Here is a 26913-nt window from a genome sequence, read left to right on the forward strand (position 1 = left end):
ATTGGCTCTTTTAAATGTTTTATTTTTAATCAGATGTTAAGTTTTCATTTCATAAAGAATGAACGTTGGTAGAAATATTCCCTAAAAAAAAGCCTTGATACTTCGTTAGTATCAAGGCTTTTTGGCATTAATTTAATGCATGAATTTTAGCTTTTGTCTCCCCCTATTTTTCTATATACTAGGGTGGCACTGTCTTTCTCTTTATAGTAAATACTTCCTTCAATGGCTTTAGTAAATTCTTCTGCATAAGTATCTCCCACAGGAATCCTCACTACTTTATCCAAGATTACTTCATCCCCTTCTATCCCTGTTATTTTCTCAGTAGAGATAATATAAGAACGGTGAATCCTCATGAAGCGGTCTTGCGGTAAGCGTTTTTCTAAATCCGAAAGCGTAAGGTTAGTTGTTATGCGTTCTTCTTTGGTATAGATTGACGCATAGCTTTTCTGGGCTTCCATATACACCACATCTTTATAAAGAACTTTATGAAATTTACCTTTTACATCTACCTTCACAAAAATAAATTCTTCTCTTTTGGTAGGTGGTTCTGGCGCTGATTCAATTGTCTTAGTAGGGTCTTCTACAAGGGTCATATTGAAAGGCATTTTATTAACTGCCTTCAAAAAACGTTGATATGAAAAAGGTTTTACTAAGTAATCTAATACGCCATACTCAAAACTTTTCAAGGCATATTCTTGATACCCTGTTGTCATCACAAACTTCACTTTGTTTTCAAATAAGCTCACCAAATTAAGTCCATTCATCCTTGGCATCTGAATATCTGCAAACACTAAATCAACCTCTCTAGACTGCAAAATTCCTACTGCTTCCATAGGGTTGGTTGTAGCAGCCACTAAATTAAGGAAGGGTGTATCATTGATATAATCCACCAAAAGATCTAATGCAGATTGTTCATCATCTACCACAATACAATTAATCATTTCTTCAGAAGGTTAAAATTTACTGTAAATATAACCGTATAGTCTTCTTCACCATCTATTATTTCTAAACTATGGGCTTCAGCTGGATACGTCGTTAAAAGTCGTTTTTTAATGTTTTTAATCCCTATACCCGTTTGTCCAGCATCAGCAATGGCATTGGGATAGGGGTTTTTCTTGTTAGAGGCTATAAATACAAATTCTTCATCAATCAAGGTTGCTCTGATTGTGAAAGCTATTTCAGGGTCATCAAAAACCCCATGTTTAATGCCATTCTCAACAATGGTAATCAACACCATCGGAACGATTCTATGATAGGAGAAATCGCCGTCTTCTTCAAAGTCTATGTATACCTTATAATGGAATCGCTGAAGGTGTAATTCAATGTATTGTTTGACAAAATCTAGTTCTCCTCTTAAACTCACCTCATCTTCTTGTGACTTCGTACTGGTGGCATATCTCAACATTTCAGCAAACGCTAATACAATGTCTCCAGCTTCACGAGATGCTTTTCTTACCCTTTCAAAAATCATATTAAGGGTATTGTACATAAAGTGCGGATTTATTTGGGCCCTTAAAAATGCCATTTCCGCCAAGGCTTTTTCTTTCGCTAAGATAGCTATTTCCAATTCTTGTTTTGCAATTTTCGCTTCCTTTTCTGCAAGAGCAATCTTTTGTTCACTTATTTCTTTATCTCGAACAGCAATTTCTATTTGTTGATTAATTGATTTTTCTGCAAAATAATAGCCTAACGCATAGAAAGTATAAATCTGAGCACTCCAAAAATTACGAGTTAATCGTTCTGCATTAATCTCTGCTCCTGGATAATCGGGAAAAAAGAATTGGACCGAATAGGCATTAATAATGGAAAATATAAAAACAGTTAAAAAACATAGAATAATGACTGTGGTATATTTTTTTGATGTCAAAAACTTAGGGTAAATAAATAATGCACAGCAGTAGAATATCATTATCCAGCAAGCACAATTTATCAAGATTATTATACTTGAAGCTAAATCAAACTTAAATAATACAATTATATAGTTTAGTTGATAATAAATCACATACAAAATCCAAAGAATGATATGTGCCTTCTTTTTTCTATTCATTTTTTAAAATACTTTAAATATTTCTAACGTCAACGTAAATCTCATTGAATAATAGATGTAGGAAGTCTTATCAATTCAAATCTATAATAAGGCTTTTCGGATTGATAATAAGTTGATTAAGGCAAAGAGCCATTTTATCGGTCATTTTCTTTGCAATTTTGAATCAACAAAATCAGTAACACAAATAAAGAAATTAAAAAAACAATTATAATTTTAATAAAATGAAAACTTCAAAATTAAATCTTTCGAAAAAAACTGTTTCTAGCTTCACTAAATCTACTACTACTAATAATAAGTTTTGGGCTACAACTGATTTAACTAGTCTAACAACCTCTACTGGTATTTTTGATATATAAGTAATAAAGTATCTATTTCATAAAAAACAGTTTGATTTTATTAGCCACCCAAAAAAAATCCCACCTCACAGATTTTTTATAAGCTGTAAAGTAGGACTTTTATGTAAAGCTAATAAGTTTGCCTTAAAAAGAGAAATGTACTGACCCTTTTAGTGCAAAAGGAGAAGGGATTCTTCCAGAAGGAGAAACGTGATCGAGATATGATAGGCGATGAAATGCCTGTAATCTAAATATCTTGAATATGTTATCAATACCATATCCTACTTCAATGTACGGCTTGTCAGATTCTAATCCTGAAAAACTGTATCTTGGTTGAAGTTCACCTTTTATGTGACGTGGATTAATCACGGGTATTGCTTCTTGCATCAACTCTGTATTTTCTGCTCTTTGGCTACCAAATAGTACATTGGCAGAGGCAATCAAACGCCATTTTAGTTGACGAATGGCAGGAATACGATTGAAAAGTAATCCATCAAAATTGTGATTATAATTCAAGGATACGTATTTATCACTTACGAATTCAAAATAGTGCATCGTATTAAATGCTGCACGATTATAAAAAAAAGTCTCGTTCCCTAAATGTGGGAACAATAGCGGTGCAGGCAATACTGTTGGTATATAGCCTGCTTGCAAGGTATAGTCTGAACGTCCCAACGTTCCTACTCTGAACGATTGAAAGATTTTTGCCATGAATTTATCATAGCTAAAATCACCATTCAAGGTCTTCATACCATGCTGATACGTTAATGTAACAGTTGGAATACGTTTACTGCCAAGCGTTATGCGTTCGTTACCATCCATCAAGAAGGTTTCGTTCTTTGCAAAACGTGCTTCAATAGTAAAAAACGTATCATCGTAATTATCTACTGTTGGTGATTTTGGACCTTCTTCAGGTCTGGTTCTGTATTGAAATTGGAATAAAGGGTCAAAACCTCTGGTTGTTAATGACCCAGTGAAAGTAAACCCTTTCGTCGGTTCTGATTTTATGAAGATTTCGCTTTCTCTTCTATAGAAAGCTCCAGAAAACATACCCCATCGCGAGAAGGCGTAAAATATTTTGTTGTCCCCAATTAATTCTGGTGTCAATCCAATACGCTCTAGGTCATAGCTATGTTTAACTCCTGCAACAGTCCAATGTCTGCGAGAAAGGATATAGTCTACCTCACCACCGTATTTTAATACTAAATCTTTGGTTCCAAATCCTGCCCAACCTTTTACAATCCATTCTTTACTAAATTGAGAATTGGTTTTAAATCCTAATCTCATTCTAAAGCCCTCTACTTTATTGACAGAGAATAAATTGATGTATGGGCCTATTCCAAACTTATTAAATCTCTTATAACCACTTGCTATAATCTCGGCTACTTCAACATACGTCTTAACAATAGGAACATTCCTAACAGTATCTATCAGTCTGGATGCAAGAATATCTTGCGCAGAAAGCGATTCGTGCCTAGCACCAAGCCAATAATTTGGGTCAGGTTCTTTAGAGTCTTCTGCTATTTCTATCGGCAAATCATAAAAGCTTAATTCTTTTGGCTTATTGATGACAAAATCTTTGTTAGAGATATACATCTTCAACAACATACCCGCTGAATTTTTCGATAGCTCGGCGATATCAACTAAAAATCTGGTTTTGGCTGGTAGCCAAGCACCTTCTGAAGTTTGTTCTAACTCTTGAGAGATTTTTATTTTATCAATAAAGTTGATATTGGCTTCTTTTCCAATGGTTGCATCTATCTGTACCAAAGCGTATGACGTAGTATCAACATAAGCTTTTCCTACAAAAACTAAGTCTTTATCGTTTTTAGGGTCAAATTCTAATCCATAACAAACATGTCCATCTACATCGGTTGTATCTGATAAAAACCATTTATAGGTTCCTTTCCAGTTTTCTCCAAAGGGTGATATAATATCTTTCCCTAGAAAAGGAACAAAGTTGTCATAGAAATTATAATTGGCAAATAGGTTTCCTCCTACCAATTGTGATACAAACCCTCCTTCTTTTACCCCTACTCCTTTGATATTATTTTTCAAGATAATCTCTTTCTTTCTTGCCGGACTTTCACGGAAATAATATTTTGAAATGGTTTCTGAAATAAAGGTCGGAATTACAGCTTTTCCATCTTCGCCAGCCAATTTTTCAAACTTGGCTATCGCTCCTTGGATTTGCTTCATCACTTTTCTTTCCTTAAATTTTTCAGAGATGTTGTCTACGTCCAATTCCATTTTTGAATAGGAATCATACTCAAAAGCTGATAGGCGTTTTCTATCATTCTTTTCTCTATTTTCATTAAGTTTCCGAAGAATTTTGAAGGCAGGATTTTCGCCAGAATACACAACGACTTCATCCAAGGACTTTGTTTCTCCTTGTAATTGAAAATCAATTTTCTGACTCAAGGCTTTTTTGTCAATCGCTTTGGTGCGTTTTTTATAATTGACAGTACTCACATAAATTGAATCTGTAAGGACTTTGCTTTTTATTACATATACTCCCTCAAAATTTGTTTGAGCTCCAACGTTCACACCTTTCAAACCGACTGTTGCAAAAGGCAAAGGGTCGCCATTTTTTGCATCAGTCACCACTCCAGTTATTACATATTGGGCATTCGTATTTTGATAAATTAATATAAAGATTAAAGCAATTAGCAGTTTTTGGATTTTTTTATAAGCCATTCTAAGTAGGAATGTTTAAAGAAATAAAATAATTTTTATCGAATTTACATTATTTAGATACAATATCAAATTTGCTCTCATAATACAGACATTTCATCTATGCAAAACCCCTATTGGACTGTAAAATTCTTATTAAAAGGCAATTACACGTTTACTTATTCAATCATAAGGCCTTATGTATCATCCAAAAAAAGTCACTACCTTAAATAAAATTGTATTTAAAGTAGTGACTTACTATTGATGAATATTTCTTTATTTTAAAAAAGTAATTAATTTTTCAACAGCCCTCGCTCGGTGTGAAATCTTTCCTTTTTCGTCAATACTCATTTCAGCAAAGGTCAAGTCAAAACCTTCTGGGACAAAAATTGGATCATATCCAAACCCTTCAGTACCTTTTAACTCCTCAATAATCGTGCCCTTAATAATGCCTTCAAATTGATTTACTTGCCCATCTATAATTAATGTAATTACCGTTCTGAATTGTGCAGAACGATCTTCCTTACTAGCAAGGTTTTTTAATAGCAAACTGATATTATCGGCATGACTTCTTTGTTCACCTGCATAGCGGGCTGAACAAACACCGGGTTCGCCCCCTAGTGCAGTTACTTCTAAGCCCGAATCATCAGCAAAACAATCAACCTGATAATGTTCATACAAATATTGTGCCTTTTGTAACGAATTGGCTTCCAAAGTATTACCTGTTTCTGGCAATTCTTCATTACATCCTATCTGGTTGAGAGTCACTAGCTCAAAATTTTGTCCTAATATCGCCTGAACTTCTTCAACTTTATGGGCATTGTTCGTAGCAAAGCAGAGTTTTTTCATAATAAAATAAATAAAAAGCCTCCTCAATGAAAATGAGGAGGCTTCAAATGAAGTAATATATTTATTTAACCGCAGTAACTTCTATTTCAAAATTTAAGGGCGAATATGGAGGAATAGTATAAGTACCCGTAGTATTATCAATTCTTCCACCCGTTCCATAACCTAATGACGAAGGGAAAACAAAACTACCTTTGTCTCCTAGTTTCAGTTTAGAAACAGCTTCTTCAAAACCTGCAACCGTTGAACCTTGTCCTAACACAAAGCTAAAACTTCCTGTATCAAACTGTTCATTGTAAATATAAAAGCCATTACTATCTCTTTTCTTAGTAGGATATAGTAAATTTCCTGTGTAGCTCACAGTAATCGTTTGGCCAGTCTTTACCAAGTCTCCAGTAGATGTTACTTTAGTAAGTACATATTGTAAGCCACTACTGGTTGAGTTAACATTTAAACCTGCATATTTACTCTGTACAAATTCACCTACTTGCTCTACTTCTGTACGAGTAGAAATTAACTGTATCGTTAAAATTGTTGGTTCTGTATATTGGCTTGTTTCAGGAAAAATAAATACTCCTTTTTCGCCTTCTTTCAACAAACTAACAGGGACATTTAAAAGGCTACTGTAGGTTAGATATGGGTAACTGACAGGTACTGATGTAGTACTATCAAGCAAGGTTCCATCTAACTTTCTGTAGGTATAATAAACTTTTACTAATTCTGTTGCCTTTGGGCTTCTTCCTGAGCTATTTAAAGTTGTTAGGGTATAATAAGCTCCAGAGCTAGCATCTTTAGTAAGCGTAAGGCTTTTATCTTTACCATACTGAATTACTTTGTTTTCATTATCAAGATACCTCTGTGTTGTATCTTCGCCTGTACTCATACAGCTACTTAGTAATCCTACTACGCCAACCAACATTATCCAAAATGTACTTCTATTCATAATCTGTGTTTTTTATTGATCTTTTAATGCTACTATTTCGACTTCAAAAATAAGGGGAGTGTACGGCGGTATCGTTGTACTACCAGTTGAACTGTATCCCAAGGCAGATCTGAAAATCAACGTTGCTTTTTCACCTAGCTTCATTTTATTAACACCAACTACGAAGCCAGTCACAAATGAAGTGGATGATGAACCAACCGTTAAACTCAAAGAATCTGTTTTACCAACGTTGGTATCAAAGATTTCTCCGCTCAGGAACTTACCTGTGTATTTTATCTTAGCTACTTTTCCCGAAATTAAATCTGCCGAGCCATCTTTTGTTTTGATGTATCTAACACCTTCGGTTGTTTTTTCAGTAACTGTAATCTTATTTTTAGCAATATAGTGGTCAATATCGGCTTCTTCACCGAAAGTGTAGAAATAAGAAATATCACAACGCACTGGTTGATTAGCCGCTAGATTCGGAAATGCTACGCCACCACCGACTAATTTTGAAGGTAAAATAAACGTACCCGTTTCGCCTTCGTGCATTAAATAAAGAAATTTCAAAAAGATATTAGTATTTACTCCGTTATGATAAAACGTAAAAGGCTTGTTCGTTAGTACTGACGAGCTATCAATTTTAACACCATCTAGTCTTGTAATTACATAATGTACTCTGATAGTATCTCCCAATATTATTTGGCGACCACTAGCATTTGCCTTACCGATAGCATAATAAACCCCATTTGAAGCTTTTTGCATCGTTAGGCTTTTACTACTGATATACTGCTGAATTTGTGTTTCGTTTTGTTGGTCGATTACATTCTCTTCCAATACAACTGTTGAAAGACATGAACTGAGCATACACACTAGCGCCCCAAACACTAAAAGGTTTAATAATTTGAACTTCATCATTACTGACTGTTATTTGATTATCAGTTATTCGTTAAATCATAACGAAACTAAACTCCTAAATGAAACGCAAAATAACGAAATCCATTGCTGTTAATTCGTTAAAAACTGTTAAAATGGCATAAAACAAAAAAGGTAAGCAAAAAAGTACAATAAAATCTTTGAAAAAATTAAAATCAAGCCTCATTGGTCTGTGCTTTTAATTTTTCCTTTTTCATTGTTCTTCCTACTTACCTTCTTGCAAGGGCTATTGTCCTCCTTTTTTGAAATCGATTGCTTCCACAGTAAACACTAAAGCAGAGTTTGCTGGAATCGGACCTTGAGCGGCTTCGCCATATCCTATTTGAGGTGGAATCAAGAAAGTACCTTTTCCGCCTTTTTTCATCATCAACAATGCTTCATTGAAGCCAGGAATCATTCCACCGATAGGCATATCTAATGGGCTTGGGCTTTGGTCAAACACTTTTCCATCTAAAAACTTACCTACATACATACATTTACAAACATCACCAGTTTTTGGTGTTTCACCAGTACCTTCTTTCGTAATAACATATTGTAAACCTGATGGAGTAGTTTTGAAGGCTAATCCTGATTTTTTAACATAATCAGCCATCAATTCTGGTAATTTAGCTTTACGTGTTTCAGCTTCTACTTTTGCTTTTGCTTGGTCAGCAGCCATATCTTTTTCAAATTCAGCTTTAGTCTGTACTTTCAAGATTTTAACTGTATATTTTAAATCTGTACCTTTCTTTAAGAATGGAGGCAACTGTTGTCCACCTTTTGCCAAAGAATCAACAGGTACAAAAATTGTTGCGCTATCACCTAATGAAAGTAAGCGTAAACCATCTTCAAATGAACCTTTGAAGCCTGATACACCAGCAGGTTGCAACATAGCACGTGCAGGCTGAGAAGCTGGAGATTCTTGAAGAACAGAATCAGTCGAGTTTTGGATTTTTGCAGTAAACGAAATAATATCTCCGTCTTTTAATTTTCTTGCTTTGTCATCGTGACTATGAATTTGGATTTTCACTCCGTCTTTTACTTCTACACGATTCTTGTTACATGCAACCATCATGCTGGCAGCCAACAATACAACACTGATTCTTTTTAACATTTTGTTTGATTTTATTGATTTTATTTTAGTTTTATTGCTCAAAGAGCCTTTGTTTATTTTTTTAAAGGGGTACTGCCAATAATTCTGATTGATACTCTGGTAATATACTAATAAATTTTTCGACGGTTGCGTCCAAACCAATCCCTGTAGTTTTCCCGCCAGAGGCGTTTTTGTGTCCTCCTCCACTAAAATATTTTGAGGCTATTTTATTGACAGCAAATTCTTCCACAGAACGGAAAGACATTTTTACGGCTTCGGGTCTATCTACAATAATAGCCGACATCACCATGCCTTCAATTTGTAAACCATAATTTACAATGCCCTCGGTATCGCCAGTTTGGGAATTAAAACGCTTTAATTCTTCTTCTGTAACGGTAAAATAGGCAACTCTGTATTCTGGCAACACCACTAGTTTTTCCGAAAGGACATAACCTAAGAAATTCAAACGTTCGGCAGTAGTACTATCATAGATTCTACGGTGAATCAGATTGGTATTAACGCCTATTTCCATAATGTCTGCTACAATCCTATGCACGGCTGGTGTAGTACTTGGATGACGGAACGAGCCAGTGTCTGTCATTATTCCTGCATACAAGCATTCACAAATAGCCACATCTAACAAAGCTTGGTCTCCTAAAAGAACAATTAATTGGAATATTAACTGTGCAGTAGCAGCGGCATTGGTATCATGATAACTAAACTGGGCAAAATCTTCAGGAAAAGTATGATGGTCAATCATTACTTTGATTGCCTGCGACTGTCTGACAGGCTCGGTCATACTTTCAATACGCGATAGTGCCGAAAAGTCTAAGCAAAAAATAACATCTGCCTCAGCAATTAATTTATTAGATTTTGCTCTTAATTTATAATCTTCATAATTGATGACCTCGTCATTGTTAGGCATCCAAAATAAAAATTTAGGGTAATCAGATGGCGTGATTACTGTAATTTGATGTCCCTTCTTTTTTAAATATCTTGCTAGTCCTAATGATGACCCAAGTGCGTCTGCATCGGGTTTAAAATGGGTTGTAATTACAATTTTTTTGGGCGTATTTATCAACTCACGAAAGGCTTCAAGATTTTGCATTATATACGATTGATTATCAGGATATTATGTTTTATTCTAAAAATGAATAGCAAAGTTAGCGAGAATTCTCCACAAAAAAAGCTGCAAGGTTTCTAAAACCTTACAGCTTTGTCGTAATTTTGCAGAAATAATCTATTTAAAATCAGTTTTAGAATCTTTTAATAAGATTTTATGCATTTCAATGACTTCAAAATTACATTCCACACATTTCATAAATCCAAAATATGGCAACTAACAGAACTTTTACAATGATTAAGCCCGATGCAGTAGCTGAAGGTAATTCGGGAGCAATTATTAAAATGATTGAAGAAGCTGGTTTCCGTATTGTAGCTATCAAAAAAACGCTACTTACTAAGGAAAGAGCAGGAGAGTTTTATGCAGTTCACGCTGAAAGACCTTTTTATGGTGAATTATGCGACTATATGTCGTCGGGGCCAATTATTCCAATCATCTTGGAAAAAGAAAATGCAGTATTAGATTTCCGTACTTTGATAGGAGCGACAAACCCTGCTAATGCAGCAGAAGGGACTATTCGTAAAGCTTTTGCTAAATCAGTTCAAGCAAATGCTATTCATGGTTCTGATTCAGATGAGAATGCATCAATAGAAGGATTCTTCTTTTTTGGAGGTATCGAGCAATTCTAAGATATGATTTTAATGATAAATATGAGTAGCAAGGGTTATTTTACTACTCGTATTTATCATTATCACCCAAATCTTCTCCAATAATTCTACTTGCTGCTTGCTTCAATTTCCCGAAAAAACCCAAAGAGCTTTTCTTTCCATTGGTTTCAGCAGTTTTGGTATTTTCTCTACCGTTTTTATTAACACCAGTATTATTATTGATTGGTACAATTGGTATAATTACAGGAGCATCTTTTCTAAGTATTTTATAACCTTCTTCACGCTCGTCTATTTCTCTGATTCCTTTCCAAACCAATCCTACGGCTGTAGAATAAGTTGGATTTTTAATTTCTTCGGTAAATGATCTTCCTAAGTTTTCGTTTGGATAGCCAATTCTTACGTCTCTTTGTGCTACTCTTTCAAAAAGCTGGTCGATATATGGCATTTGAGCAGAACCTCCTGTAATAACAATACCACAGTTGATTCTATTTAAATAGCCAGAACGAGTAATTTCGGCTACTACCAATGTCATAATTTCTTTGAGTCTTTCTTCAATGATAATGGCAATATTTTTAACCGAAACTATTTTAGGCTTACGTCCATTAGCACTCGGGATAGAAACAACCTCTTCGATAGCTACTTCTTCCGCAATAGCCGACCCAAACTTTACTTTCAATTGCTCTGCTTGTTCTACAGATACGCCACATCCCTGCTCAATATCAGTAGTAACTGAATCTCCAGCAAATGGTAGTACTGCTACATGCCTCACTATACCTTTATAATAAATTACGATTTCTGTAATTCCACTTCCTATATCAACTAGGGCAACGCCTGTTTTCTTTTCTTGTTCTGTCAGTACAGCCAATGAAGCTGCTAAAGGAGAATAAACTAATCCACCTTCAATCTCCATTTTATCTTTTGAGCGTTCAATACAGCGTTTTGTTTTATCTAACTCAGCTTGTGGCGAAACAATCATTAAAAATTCACCCTGCAATTTCAATCCACTAATACCTACTGGTTCTTGAATACCATTGGCAGAGTCTACAGAATATTCCTGAGGTAAATTATGAACAATAGCATTCCCCTGCGAAATAAAAGTTCGCTGGGCATCATTGGCAACTTGGTCTACATCTGTAACAGTTACTTCTTCACCACGAGTTTGTCTGGTAATACCAGCCTTATGTTTTGAACTATGTATGTTGGGACCAGCGATACTGGCTACAACTCCTCTGATATGAATGTTAGCTTGGTTTTCAACTTGCTCAATAGCAGACTGAACTGCTTCTATTGTTTTATTGACATTCAACACGACACCCTTGGAGACTCTTCCAGTGGTATCGGCTTTACCCAAACCAAGAATCTCCAACTTGCCCAAACTGTCAAGTCTGCCAGCAACAACACTTACTTGCTTACTGCCTATGTCAAGTCCAACGATTATTTCATTCATGGAAGGTAGAATTTAAATAATTTGAGATTAAAAATAGCTACACAATAAATTTTCCCAATAAGCCCCCTAAGGTAACTACTCTTACTGAATAATTATTTACCGATTAATAAAGCTTATGGTGAAACGCCATTTTTACTCACAAATAATCTGATTTCTGTATTTTACACTTACTTTATGATAGGTATCCCACCCTTTTACGGGTAGAATATCCTTATAAAAAATTTTAATTTTCTTAAATTTTGCTTCAATATCTATTCCCATTCCAAATTCAATCACATGATTCCCTATTTCGGGCACCATTGTAATCCCACCATCTTTCTCAACGATTAATTGTGTTATTTGTGCTTTCCAAAAAGTATCCTCATTGATTGCATTGATTAGATCTACGATAGCTTTACTTTTTACCTCCTTTAAATTTTGTATTTTTTCAAAATACCCTCCCGAAAGCAGTAAAACTCTGGGAGTAAAATGCTGAGAAATACCGATAAAATCGCCTTTCTCTGTTACGTAACTATCTGAACCTTTATTATATAATACTCGGGCGAGTGGTGTGTGTTCTACAATATCTATTGTCATTTCTCCACTTAAATCTCGGTGAACCTGACACGACTTTACTAACTTATTTAAACTAACTTTTTTTTCTATTTTCTTAAAATCAATCTTATCAAAAGGTTTTCCCTCTGGGCTATCCACTACATTCGGGCTAACAATGGCTAATATTTCATTAGCAGTTACTAATTTACTCTCATTAGCTCCTTCGATTCTTACATTTATTTTCTTACATTTCTGATAATGATGAACATTTTCAGCATAAATTACAATCAACAGTAAGACTACAGCTAGTACTGTTGGCCAAATCCATTTTCTAATTTTTCGTAAGGGGTTCAATGTAATTTAATTAAGGTTATTGTTATCAAGCAATTAGAAAAAGCCTATTCATATACTAATGAAACTAATCATTATACTATGAAAATTTCTAAAAGTTTGAAAAAACCATACGAAATTAAAAAAAATAACTTAAAACCTTCACATTATTTATTAAAAGGCAATTAAGTAGTTAAAAAAGTGGAAAAAGTGTTAATTCTTCTCTTTTTCTAAATATAAAAAAGTATTTCTATCCCAAAATATTTAATAAATAGCTGGAAACTTTGTAGGATAACATTCTGCCATCAATTGGTAGGCCGTATCCACTACATTCTCAACGTTTGGTTTAGAAAAATAATCACCATCTGAACTATAAGCTGGTCGATGTGGCACCGCTGCCATACAAACTGGTTTAGCATCTAAATACCTGTAGGCATTTTGTCCATCCACTACTTGTTGCATCATATAAGCCGAACCTCCGCCAGGCATATCTTCATCAGCAAATATCACTCTGTTTGTCTTCTTAATCGATTCAACAATTCTATGCGAAATATCAAATGGCATCAATGTCTGTACATCTATTACTTCTATAGAAATATCCATGTTTTCTAATTGTCGAGCGGCCTCCATCACAATTCTGCACATTGAACCATAAGTAACAATGGTAATATCTCTCCCTTCACGAATTACCTCTGGCACACCCAATGGTACTTTTGTTTCATGCAGATTGACTGGCAATTTTTCTTTCAATCGATAGCCATTCAAACATTCAATGACGATTGCTGGGTCATCTGAACTCAATAATGTATTATACATTCCCGCTGCTTGTGTCATATTTCTTGGCACACACAAATGGATTCCTCTTAAGCCACCCAATAAAACCGACATGGGTGAACCCGAATGCCAAATTCCTTCTAAGCGGTGTCCTCGTGTTCTGACGATTAACGGTGCTTTTTGCCCTCCTACTGTTCTGTATTGCAAACATGCTAAATCGTCTGATAAAGTAGCAAAAGGATAAAATATATAATCAAGATACTGGATTTCAATGATTGGGCGTAAGCCTCTCATTGCGGCACCAATTCCTTGACCTACTATTGTCATTTCTCTGATACCTGTATCTGTTATTCTTAACTCTCCAAATTTCTCTTGTAAACCTGCTAATGTTTGATTTACATCCCCAATTTTCCCCACATCTTCGCCTAAAATAAAAATTCTGGGGTCTGTACTGAACAAATGGTCGAAATTTTTATTTAAAATCTCTCTTCCATCTAAAAGTGGGGAATTTATTTCATACTCTGGCTTAATTTCCTGCACTTTTAATGGCGAATATTTCGAAATACTGAACTGACTAGAATTAAACCGTTGGTCATTCTTGGCATCAGTTTGTTCAAGCCATTTTTTTAGTCCTTGCTTAGTAGAAAAATCTTCCAATCGTAAAGCTCTGAGTGCTTTTCTAGCGGCTACTACATTCTCATGATGAATTGGATTAACAGCTTTGCGTAATTCCTCCGCTATTTTTTTAATCTCAACGCCATTTTCACTTTCAGCAGCAGCTTGGTATAACAAAGAAAGTAAATCTTCTCTTTCTGGCTTTATTGAGGTCATATAAGCAGTCCAAGCAGCTTTCTGGCACGCTTTAGCTTCCTTCACTGCTTCTTCGTCAATGCTCTCTAACTCGGCTTCAGTGGCAATACCTTCAGCAATAATCCATTCTCTGAATTTTAAATTACAGTCAAAATCCACTTCAAATTTTAGTCTTTCTGCAGACTTATATCTTTCATGTGACCCTGAGGCAGAATGTCCTTGCTGTTGAGTAGCATCTTCTACATGTACTAAAGACGGAATGTGGTATTCTCTGGCCAATGTTGCTGCTTTTTGGTATGTTTCCATCAGAGCAACATAGTCCCAAGCCTTCACCGTAAAAATTTCTATGCCAGCACCATCTTCATTTCTTTGATAACCAGCCAAAGCTTTGGAGATAGACGACTTCGTTGTTTGATATTCAGAAGGTACAGAGATTCCAAAGCCATCATCCCATACCGACATCACCAAAGGAATTTGTAATACGCCAGCGGCATTCACACATTCCAGGAACATTCCTTCTGAGGTAGAAGCATCTCCAATAGTAGAGAAACACACTTCGTTACCATTACGGGTAAATTTTTCTGAAATTTCGTGTAGTTCTGGTTGTTGTCTATATAATTTTGAAGAATATGCTAATCCGACTGCCCTTGGCATTTGTCCAGCCGTTGAAGAAACACCTGCGACTGAATTAAATAATTTTGTTTGGTCAACCCACTCTCCTTCTTCATCCAGCCATCTTGTGGCATGGTGATTATTCATTGCCCTTCCTCCTGTGTGTGGGTCAAAAGCAATGTCTGGATGTCCGTATAATTGTGAGAAATATTGAGTCCAAGTCATATCGCCAACAGCGGCTACAATGGTTTGGTCACGATAATATCCTGAAACAAAGTCACCTGCTTTCATTGCTCTAGCTAAAGCCAGTTGACAAAGCTCCTTACCATCACCATAGATTCCAAATTTAGCACGCCCTGCAAAAACTTCCTTTCTTACAATAAGGCTACACTCACGACTCATGCGAGCAACCTTGTAATCAGTCAAGACTGATTCTTTGGTAAATACTATTGTTTCTGACAGAAGTGTGTTTTCCAAGACAGTGAGATGGGTAAAAATGAACGATAATATACAAGTTTCAGTACCAAAAATAACAAAAATTAATTAGGGTAACAAATGTAAAGCTTTCAACAAAGCAATTTATACCCTTGTTAATGATTTGTTAAAACCTATAAAACATTTTGTAAAGCACCTATAAGACTTTATTTTTGTTTTGTGAATTAAGGGTAATTTTTATTAAATTAACCAAAATTTTCATTTTAAAGCATCGTTTAACACTTTGTTCTAATTATAATAATTTTCACATTTATTTTAACATCATTTTAAAACAAAACTATTAAAGCTAATATGAAAAAATTACTTTTCGTTTTCGCATTGGTATTTGTTGCTTCTTTTGCTAATGCTCAAGGAGTGATTAAATTCAAATCAGAATCTCATGATTTTGGTAAAATAGAAGAAGGCGTTGTGGCAACTCACGTTTTTGAATTCACAAATACAGGTACTGCACCAGTTGTTATTTCTAATGCCTCGCCTTCATGCGGTTGTACAACACCAGATTGGACAAAAGAGCCTGTAATGCCTGGTAAAACTGGTAAGGTAACAGCAGCATTTAGCTCGGCTGGTCGTCCTGGTGGTTTTTCAAAAACAGTTACTGTTATTAGTAATGCAGAGACTCCTCAAATAGTATTATCATTCAAAGGCGAGGTAGTTCCAAAAGGTACTCCTGCTGAAGTTACTGCTCCAGCTGCTGCTCCTGTAGCTCCTGCAAAAGCTCCTGCAAAAAAGAAAGCGACAAAATAAAATTTTTCTAAGATTTTAGGAAAAAAGGCGTAGACAGCAATGTTTACGCCTTTTTTGTTTTTTAAGTACTTTAATAAAGAAGCTGTTTAAACTTTCCCTTTCGGGTTAAACTAAGTCTTTTAGAATAGCTTGTTCCAAAATTTACTCAACGTAGCGATGCTATGCTTCGCAAATTTTGAAAAAATCAATTCAAAAATACAATACTTTCACCTCAGAAACGGAAAGTTTAAACAGCTTCAAATCCAAAACGTTATTGCTTGCGTAAATCTGTTTAGAAATGTTTAAAAACAACAATTTACATAAACCGCCAAAATAAAATGAGAAAGTTAATATTAGTATTAGGAATAGCTTATTGTAGTGCTATTGCATTCACATCAAAAGCTCAAAATGTCACAGTAGGCAAAGAGGCAATGCTACCCGCCAAGAACATTGTTCAAAATGCAGTTAATTCTAAAGTCCATACTACATTGGTTGCCGCAGTAAAAGCAGCCGATTTAGCCAGTACGCTACAAACCAAAGGACCCTTCACAGTTTTTGCTCCTGTAAACGATGCTTTTGAAGATTTACCTGCTGGAACAGTAGAAAATTTATTAAAACCAGAGAACAAAGCAACCTTAGTGAAAGTTTTAACGTATCATGTTGTAGCGGGCAAGTTAGACTTCAATGCAATCGCAAAAGCTATTAAAGCCAGCAACGGAACTGCTACATTAAACACGGTGAGTGGTGGCAAATTATATGCAATGATGAATGGTCCTCATAATATCATGTTGAAAGACGAAAATGGAGGCACCTCAAACATCAGTACTTATGATGTCTATCAGTCCAATGGTGTGATTCATGTATTAGATGCCGTGGTATTACCCAAAATGTAATCCCTTATCCAAAAGGTATGAAGTTAGTTATCAACACTTTCTTCACGCCTAATAGACAGGTGTGGTTTAATAATGGGTAATGTACAAAGGGCTTTCTTTTTGGAAGTCCTTTGTTTTCAAACCACTTATTTCTCCTCACTCATCTTTCTAATTATCCATGCGGTCTCTCTAATTATTTAAGTAAGCGTAAAACAGTAAAGTGTTATTATTTCCGTAAAAACTTCTCGCATAAATGAATGATTATTAAACCGTTAGATTAATTTTATAAACACAGATTATTTCAATCGTAGAATATTGAAATAATCCCATTATCTTTATTAAGCCCTTTTACAAGAAGGTAAAGTATGAAAAAACTTCCTTAAACATAACTACTATTTTGTTGTTATATTAAGTAAGGTTATTCTTCACATCATCTTACATTCATTGAGAAGCAAACATTCATGTCTAAACGCAAAACCATTATAGCTGAAGAAGCTCTCGTTTCCTTACTGCAAAGTCAGGATGAGCGAGGATTCTCCATCTTGTATGATAATTACTCATCAGCACTTTACGGGGTTATTCTGAAGATAGTTCGCTCAGAAGAGGTGGCCGCTGATGTCATGCAAGACACCTTTGTGAAGATTTGGCGGAATATCGAAGCTTATAATCGTACTAAAGGAACATTATTTACATGGATTCTGAATGTGGCTAGAAATACTGCCATCGATAGAATTCGTTCACAAGAATTCCAAAATTCGCAGAAAAACCAAGACATTGATGACCACGTACAAGTCATCGATAGCCAAGGGGGTAGTCAATTTGATATTGATGCCATTGGGGTAAAAAAGGTAGTAGAAAACCTTAAGCCCGAACATCAACAAATTATTGATTTGCTTTATTTCAAAGGATACACTCAAGCAGAGGTTGCTGAAGAATTTGGTATTCCATTAGGAACTGTTAAAACAAGAGTAAAGTCTGCCATTGCACAATTAAGGCAGTATTTTGTTCAATTGGGATTAATATTCCTTACTGGATTTTTTGATTTGTAATTGAACGATTTAATGATTGTTCGGTATAAGTCAATCAGAAATCAATCTTTCACAGAAATCAACCACGATCAACATTTATAAAAATGAACATTCAAGAATACATAGAATCGGGTATTTTGGAAAGCTACTTGCTAGGAGTTACCAACCCTGCGGAATCCGCGGAGGTAGAACGCCTCTTAGAAGAGTATCCTGCCCTTCAGATAGAACTGACGGCATTACAGGGTACGCTTGAAAATTATGCTCTTCAATTTGAACAAGAACCTCCTGTTGCTCTTAAGAATAGAGTAATGGAAGCCCTTACGATAGAACAAACAAACACTGAAAATACAGGATGGTCAGCACTAGAGCTACCCCCTGCGCCAGAACCTCAAAGTAATATCAAGCCTCTCAGGGGTAAAAATACTTGGCAAATGGCAGCTTCATGGGTGCTTTTAGCCCTCAGTATTGCAGGAAATGTTTGGTTCTTTACTAATTGGCGAAATTCTGAGGAGAAAGTCCTTGCATTGGAATCTCGGAATCAAATTTTAGCACATGAAGGACAAACCTTAAAAGCTAATTATCAAGAAGAGGTAGCTATTTTGCGAAGTCCTCATGTAAAAATTATTCCCTTAGCAGGTCAGCCAGATTTTCCAACTGCTAGCGCCGTGGTGTATTTTGACCAAACGAGAGAATCGGTATATTTATCTGGGCTCAATTTACCAACCGCACCTGCTGGAAAACAATATCAGCTTTGGGCGATTGTTGACGGCAAACCTGTTGATGCAGGGATGATTGATGGGAATTCAATGTTGTTAAAAATGAGGTCATTCTCGACAGCCGCAGCTTTTGCAATTTCATTGGAGAACACTGGCGGTAGTACTACGGAAGCAGGGCCTAAAGGAGCTATTTATGTAATGGGAGCAGTTTAGAGTTGTGAATTGTGAGTGAGGAATGCTCCGCCATTGTGATTGAGAGCGGTCTTTCGCTAAAGTTTAAATATTTATATACACTACTTAATTATCAATAAAAAAGCCTAAAAGTGTTTAAAATTCACTTTTAGGCTTTTTTATTGCTCATCGAATTGATTAACTGATACCCGAAATCCGATACCCGAATGCCCTATATTATTCCTCTTGATTTAAGTTCAAGGTATTTGTTTACTGTATTGACAGTGAGGTTTTGAGGAGGCGTTAATAATGCCTGAATACCATATTGAGCTAATTCACGAACGATTTGCTGTTTTTCATAGAAGTATTTTTCTGCAATCGTTTTATGATATATTTCTTCGGTGGTTACTGCTGGCTTATCCAACAATGTCTTTAGTTCTGTATTCTCGAAAAAAATAACCATTAACAAGTGGTCTTTGGCAAGTTTTCTAAAATAAGGCAATTGCCTGCGCATAGACGTTACCGTTTCAAAATTTGTGTATAACAATAGTAAACTTCGCTGGCGAATATGCGTTTTGGTATAAATGTATAAAGCTTCATAATCGGTCTCCAGATACCTCGTTTTTTGTTTATACAATAACTCCAAAATTTTTGTCATTTGTCCAGCCTTTTTATCTGCCGTTAAAATCTGTCCAATCCTATCTGAAAAAGTAATTACCCCTGCTTTATCTTGTTTGTTAATGGCAATGTTAGATAAAATTAGCGTTGCATTAATGGCATAGTCTAACAACGATAGGCCATCAAAGGGCATCTGCATTACCCTTCCTTTATCTATTAAGCTATATACGTTTTGTGATTTTTCTTCTTGGTAAGCATTGACCATTATGTCGTTCCGACGAGCCGTAGCTTTCCAATTGATATTGCGGATGTCATCACCTTGAACATACTGTCTGATTTGCTCAAATTCTTGACTTTGACCGATTCTACGGATTTTTTTGATGCCTAATTCAGTAAGCCTATTTGATATCGCCATTAACTCGTAAGCCCTCATTTGTAGAAAAGAAGGATATACAGCCACCATTTTTTCATTAGAAAACTGATACCGACGTTTTAATAAGCGAATAGGGCTTTTTACATATACATTCACTGCACCAAAACTATACTCTCCTCTTTTAGTTGGGCGTAGTTGATATTCAATAATTTGCTTTTCCGATGATTTTAAGGTCGTATTAAACTGTAAATCTCGTTTCTGAAATTGAAAAGGAATTTCATCGATGATTTCTAGTAGAATTGAAAAGCTATAACGGTTTTCGATAAAAATAGCAATTGGGTTTTCATCGCCATTTGAAAGTCTCTCAGGAACGTTCCTTTCACAAAGAATTCCTTTCTTAGTTTTATATAAAATAATGCTATCTACTAACAGCATTAATATCAATACCATAAAAAACAGCTGTGTAATACCCAATAAAAAAGGGAATACAAAAGCCAATACAAACAAAAAGACAATCCCGACAATAAAGTAATATACTACTTTAGCAATATACAAGGACTTGAAAAAATGTATCATATTTGTTTCACGGGATGATTAGCGGGTGCTTTTTTTAACGTATCAATAGGTGTTAGCTTAGGACTATTCACGGCCTTGCGTCTATCTTCTAGTTCTATTTTTACCTCTTCATAAATATTTTTAAAAACCTTCGGGTTTAATATATAATACTTTAAGCTTACATTAAACGTTGCAGTATCAGTTTGATGCTTTTTCATGACCTTCCAACGTAGGCGTTGATACACCAACAAGGAAGAGTCTTGGCTACCCAAGTGCATATTATTTACACTAGCTTCGGCTTCATGAATGTCTGCCAAGATTTTTGCCATCTTATCTTGTTCAATCAAGTTTGCGGGCTTATCTTCCGAACCGCAAGCTATCAACAAAGTTGCTATCAACAGAATTATTAATCTCATATTTCAAATTTACAGGGAATTTGGCTAGTTTTAAACTTGTAAAAGTTTTTTAAGTAAAATTATGAAATGATTTTTGTTTGAAGCACGCTTCAACGAATGATAATAATAAATGACTCCCAACGAATTTTTAGCCAAGCTTTATAAATATGAAATTAAAATCCGCAAGGCTGTTACTTCACAGATGCGGGGAAATTTTCATTCTATCTTCAAAGGCTCGGGTCTAGAATTTAGCGATTTACGACAATATCAATACGGCGATGATGTTCGCTTGATTGACTGGAACACTTCTGCCAAAGGGCATGGGACGTATGTCAAAATCTTTAAAGAAGAAAAAGAACAATCCGTTTTTTTTGTAGTTGATGTAAGTGCCTCACAAGATGTAGGCAGAACCGACCGTTCTAAATTAGATACTACGAAAGAGATTTGTGGGGTGTTGGCACTATCTGCCATTAAAGAAGCCAGCCATGTGGGGCTCCTTTGTTTCTCTGACCAAAAAGAAAAATACATCAAACCTGCCAATACGCTAAAACATGGTTATCAAACGATACTGGAATTATTCAAGCTAAAAACAGAATCGACAGGGACGAATCTGAAAAAGATGATTTTGTTTACCCTGAATGTATTAAAACGCAGGAGTTTGGTCATTTTAGTTTCCGATTTTATTGATACTGGCTATGAGGAAAACCTAAAAGCATTGGCACGTAAACACGATTTAATCGTTATTCACTTGTACGACCAGAGGGAAACTAATTTACCTCGTTTGGGCATTATTCCAGTGTATGATACTGAAACACGTAAAACGATATGGGTAAATGCTTCGTCGAGTTGGTTTAGGAATCGAATGAAAATTCTTTTCGACAAAAACTCTCAACAAGTAGAGCAGGTTTGTAAACAACATAGAGCCAATTATTTAGCCATTGATGCTTCGGAAGATTATGTACCTAAACTAATAAAATTATTCAAAGTAAGAAAGTAGACTATACAAACCCATTGGTTGTAACACTCAGTATGAACCCTTTTTTAATGAAGTATTCAAACATTAACTTCACAGATTCATTAAAAGAAACATCAAAGATTACGATTGCCTGCAAAGTTTTCAAAACTTTACAGGTGTTTCAGCATAGGTTCAACTTTGGTATTAATGCTATTAAGTTTTATATCCTACATCTTAAATCCTATGTCTTAACACCCAAACCTTACTCAAAGTCTTGTGTTTTGCGTCTTGTATCTTACGTCTTGTGTTTTACATGCTGTCTTTCAATCACTCAGACAAATGCCCAAAATACTTACTGGAAATTGCCTAGAGGGAAATTCATGAGTGAGAGTTTGAAAGTAGGTTTACCCATAAAATATGCATTGAGTTATCGACACAAGCCAACGGCAGATATTTTCTTTCCAGACTCTACGTTCAATTATGCACCCTTCGAATTAGTTTCTCGAGAATACTTTCCAACCCTTACGGATGATAAAGGCAGTCTGGATAGTGCCATTTATACCCTTATTTCCTTTGAGGTAACCCCTGTTCAGGAACTTAGCTTACCTATTTTTGTAAAAGAACAATTGGACTGTACGAGTGTATTTGCCCCTATGGATTATGTCCGTTTGAAAGGTACAATTGCTGAGAGTGGACAAATGGATACGCTATCTTTAAAAAAGGATACTAATGTTATCCTTTTATCACAACAGCCTAATTATCCCTTAATCTTTCTATTTATTATTGGGCTAAGTTTTTTAGGCGTACTGACGTTTTGGTTTTTTGGTACTCCTATTAAAAGACAGATTAAGCTTTTTCAATTCAGACGCCGATATGATGAGTATCAAAGGGGTTTTCAAAGACTAAGCAGGGCTACTGATGACCAGAAAAAAGGATTAGAAAATGTTGAAAAAGCAGTAATCCTCTGGAAAAATTATGTAGAACGCCTAGAGAGTAAGCCTTTTACTACTTTTACAACGAAAGAGATTCTGGATAATTTACAAGATATCCGTTTGTCGGAGGCACTCAGAGAAATAGATGCGACGGTGTATGGGGGTATTTATTCTAAAAAAACAGCCTCTTCATTGGAAATTCTTCAAGAACTAGCAGAGACTCTTTATCGAAAACATCGAAAAGTTCTGGTACAAAGTTCTTAACTTGAACGAATTACATTTTTATGCAAGATTGGTTTTCAAAATATTGGTTTTTACCCTCTACCCTTTCAGGTTTTGATTGGGCCCATCCTTTTTTTCTGTATGGATTAGCCGTTATTCCATTGCTCTTTCTACTGAGGGGCTGGCTTCGGGGTGGGGCTATCCAAAAATTAAATATCTCTTTCCCTGCTAATGATATTCAATCTAACTGGATAAGTTATTTACGTTTTATTCCTGCTATCTTTTTAATATTATCTATTGCTACGATGCTCTTGGCGTTGGCTCGTCCACAAAAAGTCATTTCCGAAACCGAAGAATTTTCCGAAGGCATCGATATTATGCTTGCATTGGATATTTCAAAATCAATGGATAGCAAAGATATTCCACCATCCAGACTAGCAGTTGCTAAAAAAGTAGCTAAAAAGTTTATTGGGGGCAGATTGCATGATAGAATTGGCATGGTAATTTTTTCGGGTGAGCCTTACTCCTTATGCCCCTTGACGACTGACTACGAAATGTTGGATGAATATGTAGATGAAATTTCGTCTCAACTTATCCAAACCTCAGGCACCGCCATCGGTAATGCCTTAGGAATGTGCATCAATCGTTTGAGAGAAATAGAATCAAAAAGTAAAGTTGCCATCCTTATTTCTGACGGCGATAATACATCGGGTAATCTAGACCCTGTAACCTCAGCCTTATTAGCGAAGGCATTTAGCATTCGTGTGTATACTATTGCCGTGGGAAGTAATAAAAATGAAACCGAAAAAGTAGATGAAGGCACGCTTCGTGAAATTGCGAAAGTAAGTGAAGGCAAGTTTTTTAGGGCCAAAGATGCTAAATCGTTAGAAACAATTTTTGAAGAAATTAACCTTTTAGAAAAGGTAGAAATCAAACAAAATAAAATGCGAAATGTCCGTGATTTTTATCATGCCTATTTACGTTGGTCTATTGCCTTTTTACTTTTATCATTCGCCTTCAAAAATACCTTTATGGGGAATATTCTTGAAGATTAAAATAATATAGCATTGTTTGATTCATTTACCAACAATAAAGTCCAACAAAAACTACAATAAATCTATTAAATTGTATTTAAATACTCTCACGCTTAGATTTAATAATTCCTTAACATTCCGATAACTAAGTATTTATACCTTTGTGGCGAAATTACCAATATGAAAAACCACGATACTTGAAAACTTACTTAATAACCTAAAGTTTCTGTAAATTTTCAAGTTAACATTAGGGCGATTCGTTGCTCTTCAAATCAATAAAATAATGTTCGGATTAGACACGTCTCTATTCATTTTACTTTTCCTGTGTTTGTTTTTGGCTTGTGCTTTTGAATTCGTCAATGGCTTTCACGATACAGCCAATGCTGTAGCCACAGTAATTTACACCAATTCGTTAAAACCAACGCAAGCAGTAGTTTGGTCTGGATTAATGAACTTCTTGGGCTTACTTACTGGCGGTGTTGGTGTAACAATGTCAATTATTGGTTTGCTTCCAACAGAGCTCCTCATCGACCCCAACGTGTATCACTCCATGGCAACTGCCCTAGCGATGTTGATTACTGCCATTCTTTGGAACTTAGGAACTTGGTATTTTGGTATTCCTGCTTCTTCTTCGCATACATTAATTGGTTCTATTATTGGTATTGGTGTGGGTTATGCATTACTTCCAGAAAATAAGGCTGGCTTAGAAACAGTCAACTGGGACAAAGCTATTGAAATTGGTAGAGCACTTTTATTATCTCCATTATTTGGCTTTGCAGTGGCTATTGTGTTGATGTACCTTATGAAAAAAGGTATTTCTAATAAAGATATTTTCAAAGAGCCTAAAAAAGACACTCCTCCACCGATGTGGATTCGTGCTATATTATTTACTACTTGTACATTGGTAAGTTTCTTCCACGGCCGTAACGATGGACAAAAAGGTATTGGTTTAGTAATGATGATTTTGATTGCTTTCTTACCGGGATATTTTGCGATTAATACAGATGTTGACCCATTTAAACTACATGCTGAAGTAAACACTGTACAACAGATAGTTACGAAAATAGATACTTCAAAACTATCAGCTACTGAAAAAGAAGGATACCATAAAATCATTAAAGCTACGAATGGCTTAATTGTTATTTTAGATGATAAAACACTTACAAACGATAATTTATCAGTTGATAAAAAATTAGAGATTCGTAAAGATGTTCTTTCTATCAACAAATATTCTAAAAAATTGACTGAAAGTGATGCTGTTACCTTGAGCAAAGACGACAGAGAGGCTTTGAAAAAAGCTACTGCTGGTTCTGCTCCTGCTTTCTTTACCTTTGGTACTTCTTCAAGTGGCTTATCTTCTTTAACAGATTTTGCTCCTACTTGGGTAATGTGGATGATTGCACTTTCATTAGGATTAGGAACAATGATTGGCTGGAAACGTATTGTAGTAACTGTTGGTGAGAAAATCGGGAAACAACATTTATCATACGCACAAGGTGCTTCTGCTGAATTAGTTGCTTCGTTTACTATTGCCTTATCTACTTTATATAAATGGCCTGTATCTACCACACACGTACTTTCTTCGGGTATTGCAGGTTCAATGGTGGCATCAAAAGGGATTAAAAACTTACAAGGCGGCACTGTAAAAAGTATCGTAATGGCTTGGGTACTTACATTGCCTGTTACCATTTTGGTTTCTGCTACAATATTCTATTTACTACGTACTATTATCGGATAATACATTAAAAAAAGAGATGTGGTAGCGCTTTATTCTATCATATCTCTTTTTGATTACAGCATTTCGAGTACCCCAACTACCAATATAGAAAATCCTAATGAAAAACTTTTTATTGTCGGCAATCCTATTGCTGACCTTGTTAAACATATCCTTTTCCCAAAGTCCAAGGCAATATTATCATATCTCTAATGGCTGGACAGACATCAATATCTCGGGAAAAATAGCGGGGAAATTCACTTGGCAATTAGAAAACCAGCATCGTCGTGAAGATATGCAAGGTGACTACAACGCTGCTACCACCACGGGGAATCCTTACAACAACCTTAATCAACACGTTTTTCGTCCTTGGGTACATTATCAGTTTAACCCTAATGTTCGTTTTTCATTAATGCCTTTGGGTTGGATTGGCTCTAATCGTTTTGCAGAAGGTGCTCCTTCGGCTTTCTTTTCAGAAATCCGTGTTTCACCGCAAGTAATGTTAACGCAAAATCTGGGAAGAGTACGCATTGATCACAGGCTACGATATGAATTTCGTTGGTTCGGAAAAAATCAGGCACTCAATGATAAAAGCTTTATTTATGGTGGTGATTTCTCAACGACTACTTATAAAGAGCGTTTTCGCTATCAGATAAAGGTAACCGTGCCAATAAATCATGCTAAAATGGATGATAAAACATTATATGCGCAGACTTATAATGAATTGTTCATCAATACTGGAGAACAAGTAGGCAACATTAATTTACTAGACCAAAATCGTGTCTTAATTGGACTTGGATATAAATTCAATAAGTTTTTGGCTGTTGAAGCAGGTTATATGCAACAAACGATATTTAAGTTTAATAACAGTGCTAAGAACAATGTTGATGTCAATAATATCCTTCAACTAAATTTAGCAGTGAGCAATTTTGAGCAATTGTTTAAGAAGTAATAAGAGCATGAGTCATTTTTAATACAAAATCATCAAAAAAGTGGTCAAAATCAGTTTTTAGACCCCTTTTTTTGATGATTTTGTATCGC

General features: G+C 35.4%; 23 protein-coding genes. 10 read left to right on the forward strand and 13 right to left on the reverse strand.

Annotation, left to right across the window (positions count from 1 at the left end):
* Positions 1-146 precede the first annotated feature (146 nt).
* The 8 genes from AC1RNE_RS11025 to AC1RNE_RS11060 all read right to left on the reverse strand — a co-directional run bounded on the left by AC1RNE_RS11025 (position 147) and on the right by AC1RNE_RS11060 (position 9939).
* Complete coding sequence (locus tag AC1RNE_RS11025) at positions 147-941, reverse strand: LytR/AlgR family response regulator transcription factor (protein WP_492801022.1); 795 nt, start codon at positions 939-941, stop codon at positions 147-149.
* Positions 938-1867 (reverse strand): sensor histidine kinase, encoded by a 930-nt coding sequence (locus tag AC1RNE_RS11030; protein ID WP_492801023.1) that lies wholly within the window; start codon positions 1865-1867, stop codon positions 938-940. Before AC1RNE_RS11030 ends, AC1RNE_RS11025 begins: the two co-directional genes overlap by 4 nt.
* A 659-nt stretch (positions 1868-2526) precedes the next feature.
* Entirely contained in the window at positions 2527-5079 is a 2553-nt protein-coding gene (locus AC1RNE_RS11035; protein ID WP_492801024.1) for a DUF5686 and carboxypeptidase-like regulatory domain-containing protein, read from the reverse strand.
* A 252-nt stretch (positions 5080-5331) separates the two neighbouring features.
* On the reverse strand, positions 5332-5904 hold the full coding sequence (locus tag AC1RNE_RS11040) for a non-canonical purine NTP diphosphatase (protein WP_492801025.1): 573 nt from the start codon (positions 5902-5904) through the stop codon (positions 5332-5334).
* A 61-nt stretch (positions 5905-5965) separates the two neighbouring features.
* Positions 5966-6844 (reverse strand): FKBP-type peptidyl-prolyl cis-trans isomerase, encoded by an 879-nt coding sequence (locus AC1RNE_RS11045; RefSeq protein ID WP_492801026.1) that lies wholly within the window; start codon positions 6842-6844, stop codon positions 5966-5968.
* A gap of 12 nt (positions 6845-6856) precedes the next feature.
* A complete protein-coding gene (locus AC1RNE_RS11050) occupies positions 6857-7741 on the reverse strand; it encodes an FKBP-type peptidyl-prolyl cis-trans isomerase (RefSeq protein WP_492801027.1) in 885 nt (294 codons plus the stop codon).
* Positions 7742-7985: 244 nt separating this feature from the next.
* Positions 7986-8852 (reverse strand): FKBP-type peptidyl-prolyl cis-trans isomerase, encoded by an 867-nt coding sequence (locus AC1RNE_RS11055; protein ID WP_492801028.1) that lies wholly within the window; start codon positions 8850-8852, stop codon positions 7986-7988.
* 61 nt (positions 8853-8913) lie between these two features.
* Complete coding sequence (locus AC1RNE_RS11060; protein ID WP_492801029.1) at positions 8914-9939, reverse strand: DHH family phosphoesterase; 1026 nt, start codon at positions 9937-9939, stop codon at positions 8914-8916.
* A 224-nt stretch (positions 9940-10163) separates the two neighbouring features.
* Between AC1RNE_RS11060 and AC1RNE_RS11065 the strand changes: the two genes are divergently transcribed.
* Positions 10164-10583: a nucleoside-diphosphate kinase gene (locus AC1RNE_RS11065; protein WP_309921818.1), complete on the forward strand. Its 420-nt coding sequence runs from the start codon at positions 10164-10166 to the stop codon at positions 10581-10583.
* A gap of 43 nt (positions 10584-10626) precedes the next feature.
* On the opposite strand, the gene ftsA is transcribed toward AC1RNE_RS11065, so the two are convergent.
* From ftsA to AC1RNE_RS11080, 3 genes are all read right to left on the reverse strand, one after another.
* On the reverse strand, positions 10627-12009 hold the full coding sequence (ftsA, locus tag AC1RNE_RS11070; RefSeq protein ID WP_492801030.1) for a cell division protein FtsA: 1383 nt from the start codon (positions 12007-12009) through the stop codon (positions 10627-10629).
* 132 nt (positions 12010-12141) lie between these two features.
* Complete coding sequence (locus AC1RNE_RS11075) at positions 12142-12897, reverse strand: cell division protein FtsQ/DivIB (protein WP_492801031.1); 756 nt, start codon at positions 12895-12897, stop codon at positions 12142-12144.
* A 240-nt stretch (positions 12898-13137) separates the two neighbouring features.
* Positions 13138-15471, reverse strand: a complete 2334-nt coding sequence (locus tag AC1RNE_RS11080; RefSeq protein WP_492803631.1) for an alpha-ketoacid dehydrogenase subunit alpha/beta — start codon at positions 15469-15471, stop codon at positions 13138-13140.
* Between the two features lie 384 nt (positions 15472-15855).
* On the opposite strand from AC1RNE_RS11080, the gene AC1RNE_RS11085 reads away from it, so the two are divergent.
* The 4 genes from AC1RNE_RS11085 (at position 15856) to AC1RNE_RS11100 (ending at position 19116) form a co-directional block, all read left to right on the forward strand.
* Positions 15856-16308, forward strand: coding sequence for a DUF1573 domain-containing protein (locus tag AC1RNE_RS11085; RefSeq protein ID WP_492801032.1), 453 nt, complete (start codon positions 15856-15858; stop codon positions 16306-16308).
* Positions 16309-16625: 317 nt separating this feature from the next.
* Positions 16626-17180, forward strand: coding sequence for a fasciclin domain-containing protein (locus AC1RNE_RS11090; RefSeq protein WP_492801033.1), 555 nt, complete (start codon positions 16626-16628; stop codon positions 17178-17180).
* A 440-nt stretch (positions 17181-17620) separates the two neighbouring features.
* Entirely contained in the window at positions 17621-18208 is a 588-nt protein-coding gene (locus AC1RNE_RS11095; RefSeq protein ID WP_492801034.1) for an RNA polymerase sigma factor, read from the forward strand.
* Positions 18209-18291: 83 nt separating this feature from the next.
* A complete protein-coding gene (locus AC1RNE_RS11100) occupies positions 18292-19116 on the forward strand; it encodes an anti-sigma factor (RefSeq protein WP_492801035.1) in 825 nt (274 codons plus the stop codon).
* Between the two features lie 190 nt (positions 19117-19306).
* Here AC1RNE_RS11100 and AC1RNE_RS11105 read toward each other — a convergent pair whose 3' ends face one another.
* Entirely contained in the window at positions 19307-20638 is a 1332-nt protein-coding gene (locus tag AC1RNE_RS11105; protein WP_492803632.1) for a DUF58 domain-containing protein, read from the reverse strand.
* Positions 20638-21036 carry a DUF4296 domain-containing protein gene (locus AC1RNE_RS11110; protein WP_492801036.1) on the reverse strand — a complete coding sequence of 133 codons (399 nt, stop codon included), beginning with the start codon at positions 21034-21036 and terminating at the stop codon, positions 20638-20640. The genes AC1RNE_RS11105 and AC1RNE_RS11110 overlap by 1 nt, the downstream gene beginning before the upstream one ends.
* Before the next feature lie 109 nt (positions 21037-21145).
* Here AC1RNE_RS11110 and AC1RNE_RS11115 point away from each other — a divergent pair, with 109 nt between their 5' ends.
* From AC1RNE_RS11115 to AC1RNE_RS11135, 5 genes are all read left to right on the forward strand, one after another.
* On the forward strand, positions 21146-22012 hold the full coding sequence (locus AC1RNE_RS11115; RefSeq protein WP_323251592.1) for a DUF58 domain-containing protein: 867 nt from the start codon (positions 21146-21148) through the stop codon (positions 22010-22012).
* A gap of 47 nt (positions 22013-22059) precedes the next feature.
* Positions 22060-23166, forward strand: coding sequence for a hypothetical protein (locus AC1RNE_RS11120; protein ID WP_492801037.1), 1107 nt, complete (start codon positions 22060-22062; stop codon positions 23164-23166).
* Positions 23167-23186: 20 nt separating this feature from the next.
* The gene (locus tag AC1RNE_RS11125) at positions 23187-24179 is read left to right on the forward strand and encodes a VWA domain-containing protein (RefSeq protein ID WP_492801038.1); all 993 of its coding nucleotides are present in this window, start codon (positions 23187-23189) and stop codon (positions 24177-24179) included.
* Between the two features lie 262 nt (positions 24180-24441).
* A complete protein-coding gene (locus AC1RNE_RS11130; protein ID WP_492801039.1) occupies positions 24442-25896 on the forward strand; it encodes an inorganic phosphate transporter in 1455 nt (484 codons plus the stop codon).
* Positions 25897-25993: 97 nt separating this feature from the next.
* Positions 25994-26824 carry a DUF2490 domain-containing protein gene (locus AC1RNE_RS11135; protein WP_492801040.1) on the forward strand — a complete coding sequence of 277 codons (831 nt, stop codon included), beginning with the start codon at positions 25994-25996 and terminating at the stop codon, positions 26822-26824.
* Positions 26825-26913: the final 89 nt, after the last annotated feature.

This window comes from Arcicella sp. GW822-FHT02H01, from assembly GCF_058802005.1.

Excerpts from the sequence above, each read along its gene's own strand:
- AC1RNE_RS11135 (WP_492801040.1), top strand. The coding sequence starts at position 25,994 with ATGAAAAACTTTTTATTGTCGGCAATCCTATTGCTGACCTTGTTAAAC.
- AC1RNE_RS11035 (WP_492801024.1), bottom strand. The coding sequence starts at position 5,079 with ATGGCTTATAAAAAAATCCAAAAACTGCTAATTGCTTTAATCTTTATA.
- AC1RNE_RS11095 (WP_492801034.1), top strand. The coding sequence starts at position 17,621 with ATGTCTAAACGCAAAACCATTATAGCTGAAGAAGCTCTCGTTTCCTTA.
- AC1RNE_RS11080 (WP_492803631.1), bottom strand. The coding sequence starts at position 15,471 with ATGAGTCGTGAGTGTAGCCTTATTGTAAGAAAGGAAGTTTTTGCAGGG.
- AC1RNE_RS11100 (WP_492801035.1), top strand. The coding sequence starts at position 18,292 with ATGAACATTCAAGAATACATAGAATCGGGTATTTTGGAAAGCTACTTG.
- AC1RNE_RS11115 (WP_323251592.1), top strand. The coding sequence starts at position 21,146 with ATGACTCCCAACGAATTTTTAGCCAAGCTTTATAAATATGAAATTAAA.
- AC1RNE_RS11090 (WP_492801033.1), top strand. The coding sequence starts at position 16,626 with ATGAGAAAGTTAATATTAGTATTAGGAATAGCTTATTGTAGTGCTATT.
- ftsA (WP_492801030.1), bottom strand. The coding sequence starts at position 12,009 with ATGAATGAAATAATCGTTGGACTTGACATAGGCAGTAAGCAAGTAAGT.
- AC1RNE_RS11025 (WP_492801022.1), bottom strand. The coding sequence starts at position 941 with ATGATTAATTGTATTGTGGTAGATGATGAACAATCTGCATTAGATCTT.
- AC1RNE_RS11060 (WP_492801029.1), bottom strand. The coding sequence starts at position 9,939 with ATGCAAAATCTTGAAGCCTTTCGTGAGTTGATAAATACGCCCAAAAAA.
- AC1RNE_RS11130 (WP_492801039.1), top strand. The coding sequence starts at position 24,442 with ATGTTCGGATTAGACACGTCTCTATTCATTTTACTTTTCCTGTGTTTG.
- AC1RNE_RS11125 (WP_492801038.1), top strand. The coding sequence starts at position 23,187 with ATGCAAGATTGGTTTTCAAAATATTGGTTTTTACCCTCTACCCTTTCA.
- AC1RNE_RS11110 (WP_492801036.1), bottom strand. The coding sequence starts at position 21,036 with ATGAGATTAATAATTCTGTTGATAGCAACTTTGTTGATAGCTTGCGGT.
- AC1RNE_RS11120 (WP_492801037.1), top strand. The coding sequence starts at position 22,060 with ATGAAGTATTCAAACATTAACTTCACAGATTCATTAAAAGAAACATCA.
- AC1RNE_RS11040 (WP_492801025.1), bottom strand. The coding sequence starts at position 5,904 with ATGAAAAAACTCTGCTTTGCTACGAACAATGCCCATAAAGTTGAAGAA.
- AC1RNE_RS11045 (WP_492801026.1), bottom strand. The coding sequence starts at position 6,844 with ATGAATAGAAGTACATTTTGGATAATGTTGGTTGGCGTAGTAGGATTA.
- AC1RNE_RS11085 (WP_492801032.1), top strand. The coding sequence starts at position 15,856 with ATGAAAAAATTACTTTTCGTTTTCGCATTGGTATTTGTTGCTTCTTTT.
- AC1RNE_RS11065 (WP_309921818.1), top strand. The coding sequence starts at position 10,164 with ATGGCAACTAACAGAACTTTTACAATGATTAAGCCCGATGCAGTAGCT.
- AC1RNE_RS11055 (WP_492801028.1), bottom strand. The coding sequence starts at position 8,852 with ATGTTAAAAAGAATCAGTGTTGTATTGTTGGCTGCCAGCATGATGGTT.
- AC1RNE_RS11050 (WP_492801027.1), bottom strand. The coding sequence starts at position 7,741 with ATGATGAAGTTCAAATTATTAAACCTTTTAGTGTTTGGGGCGCTAGTG.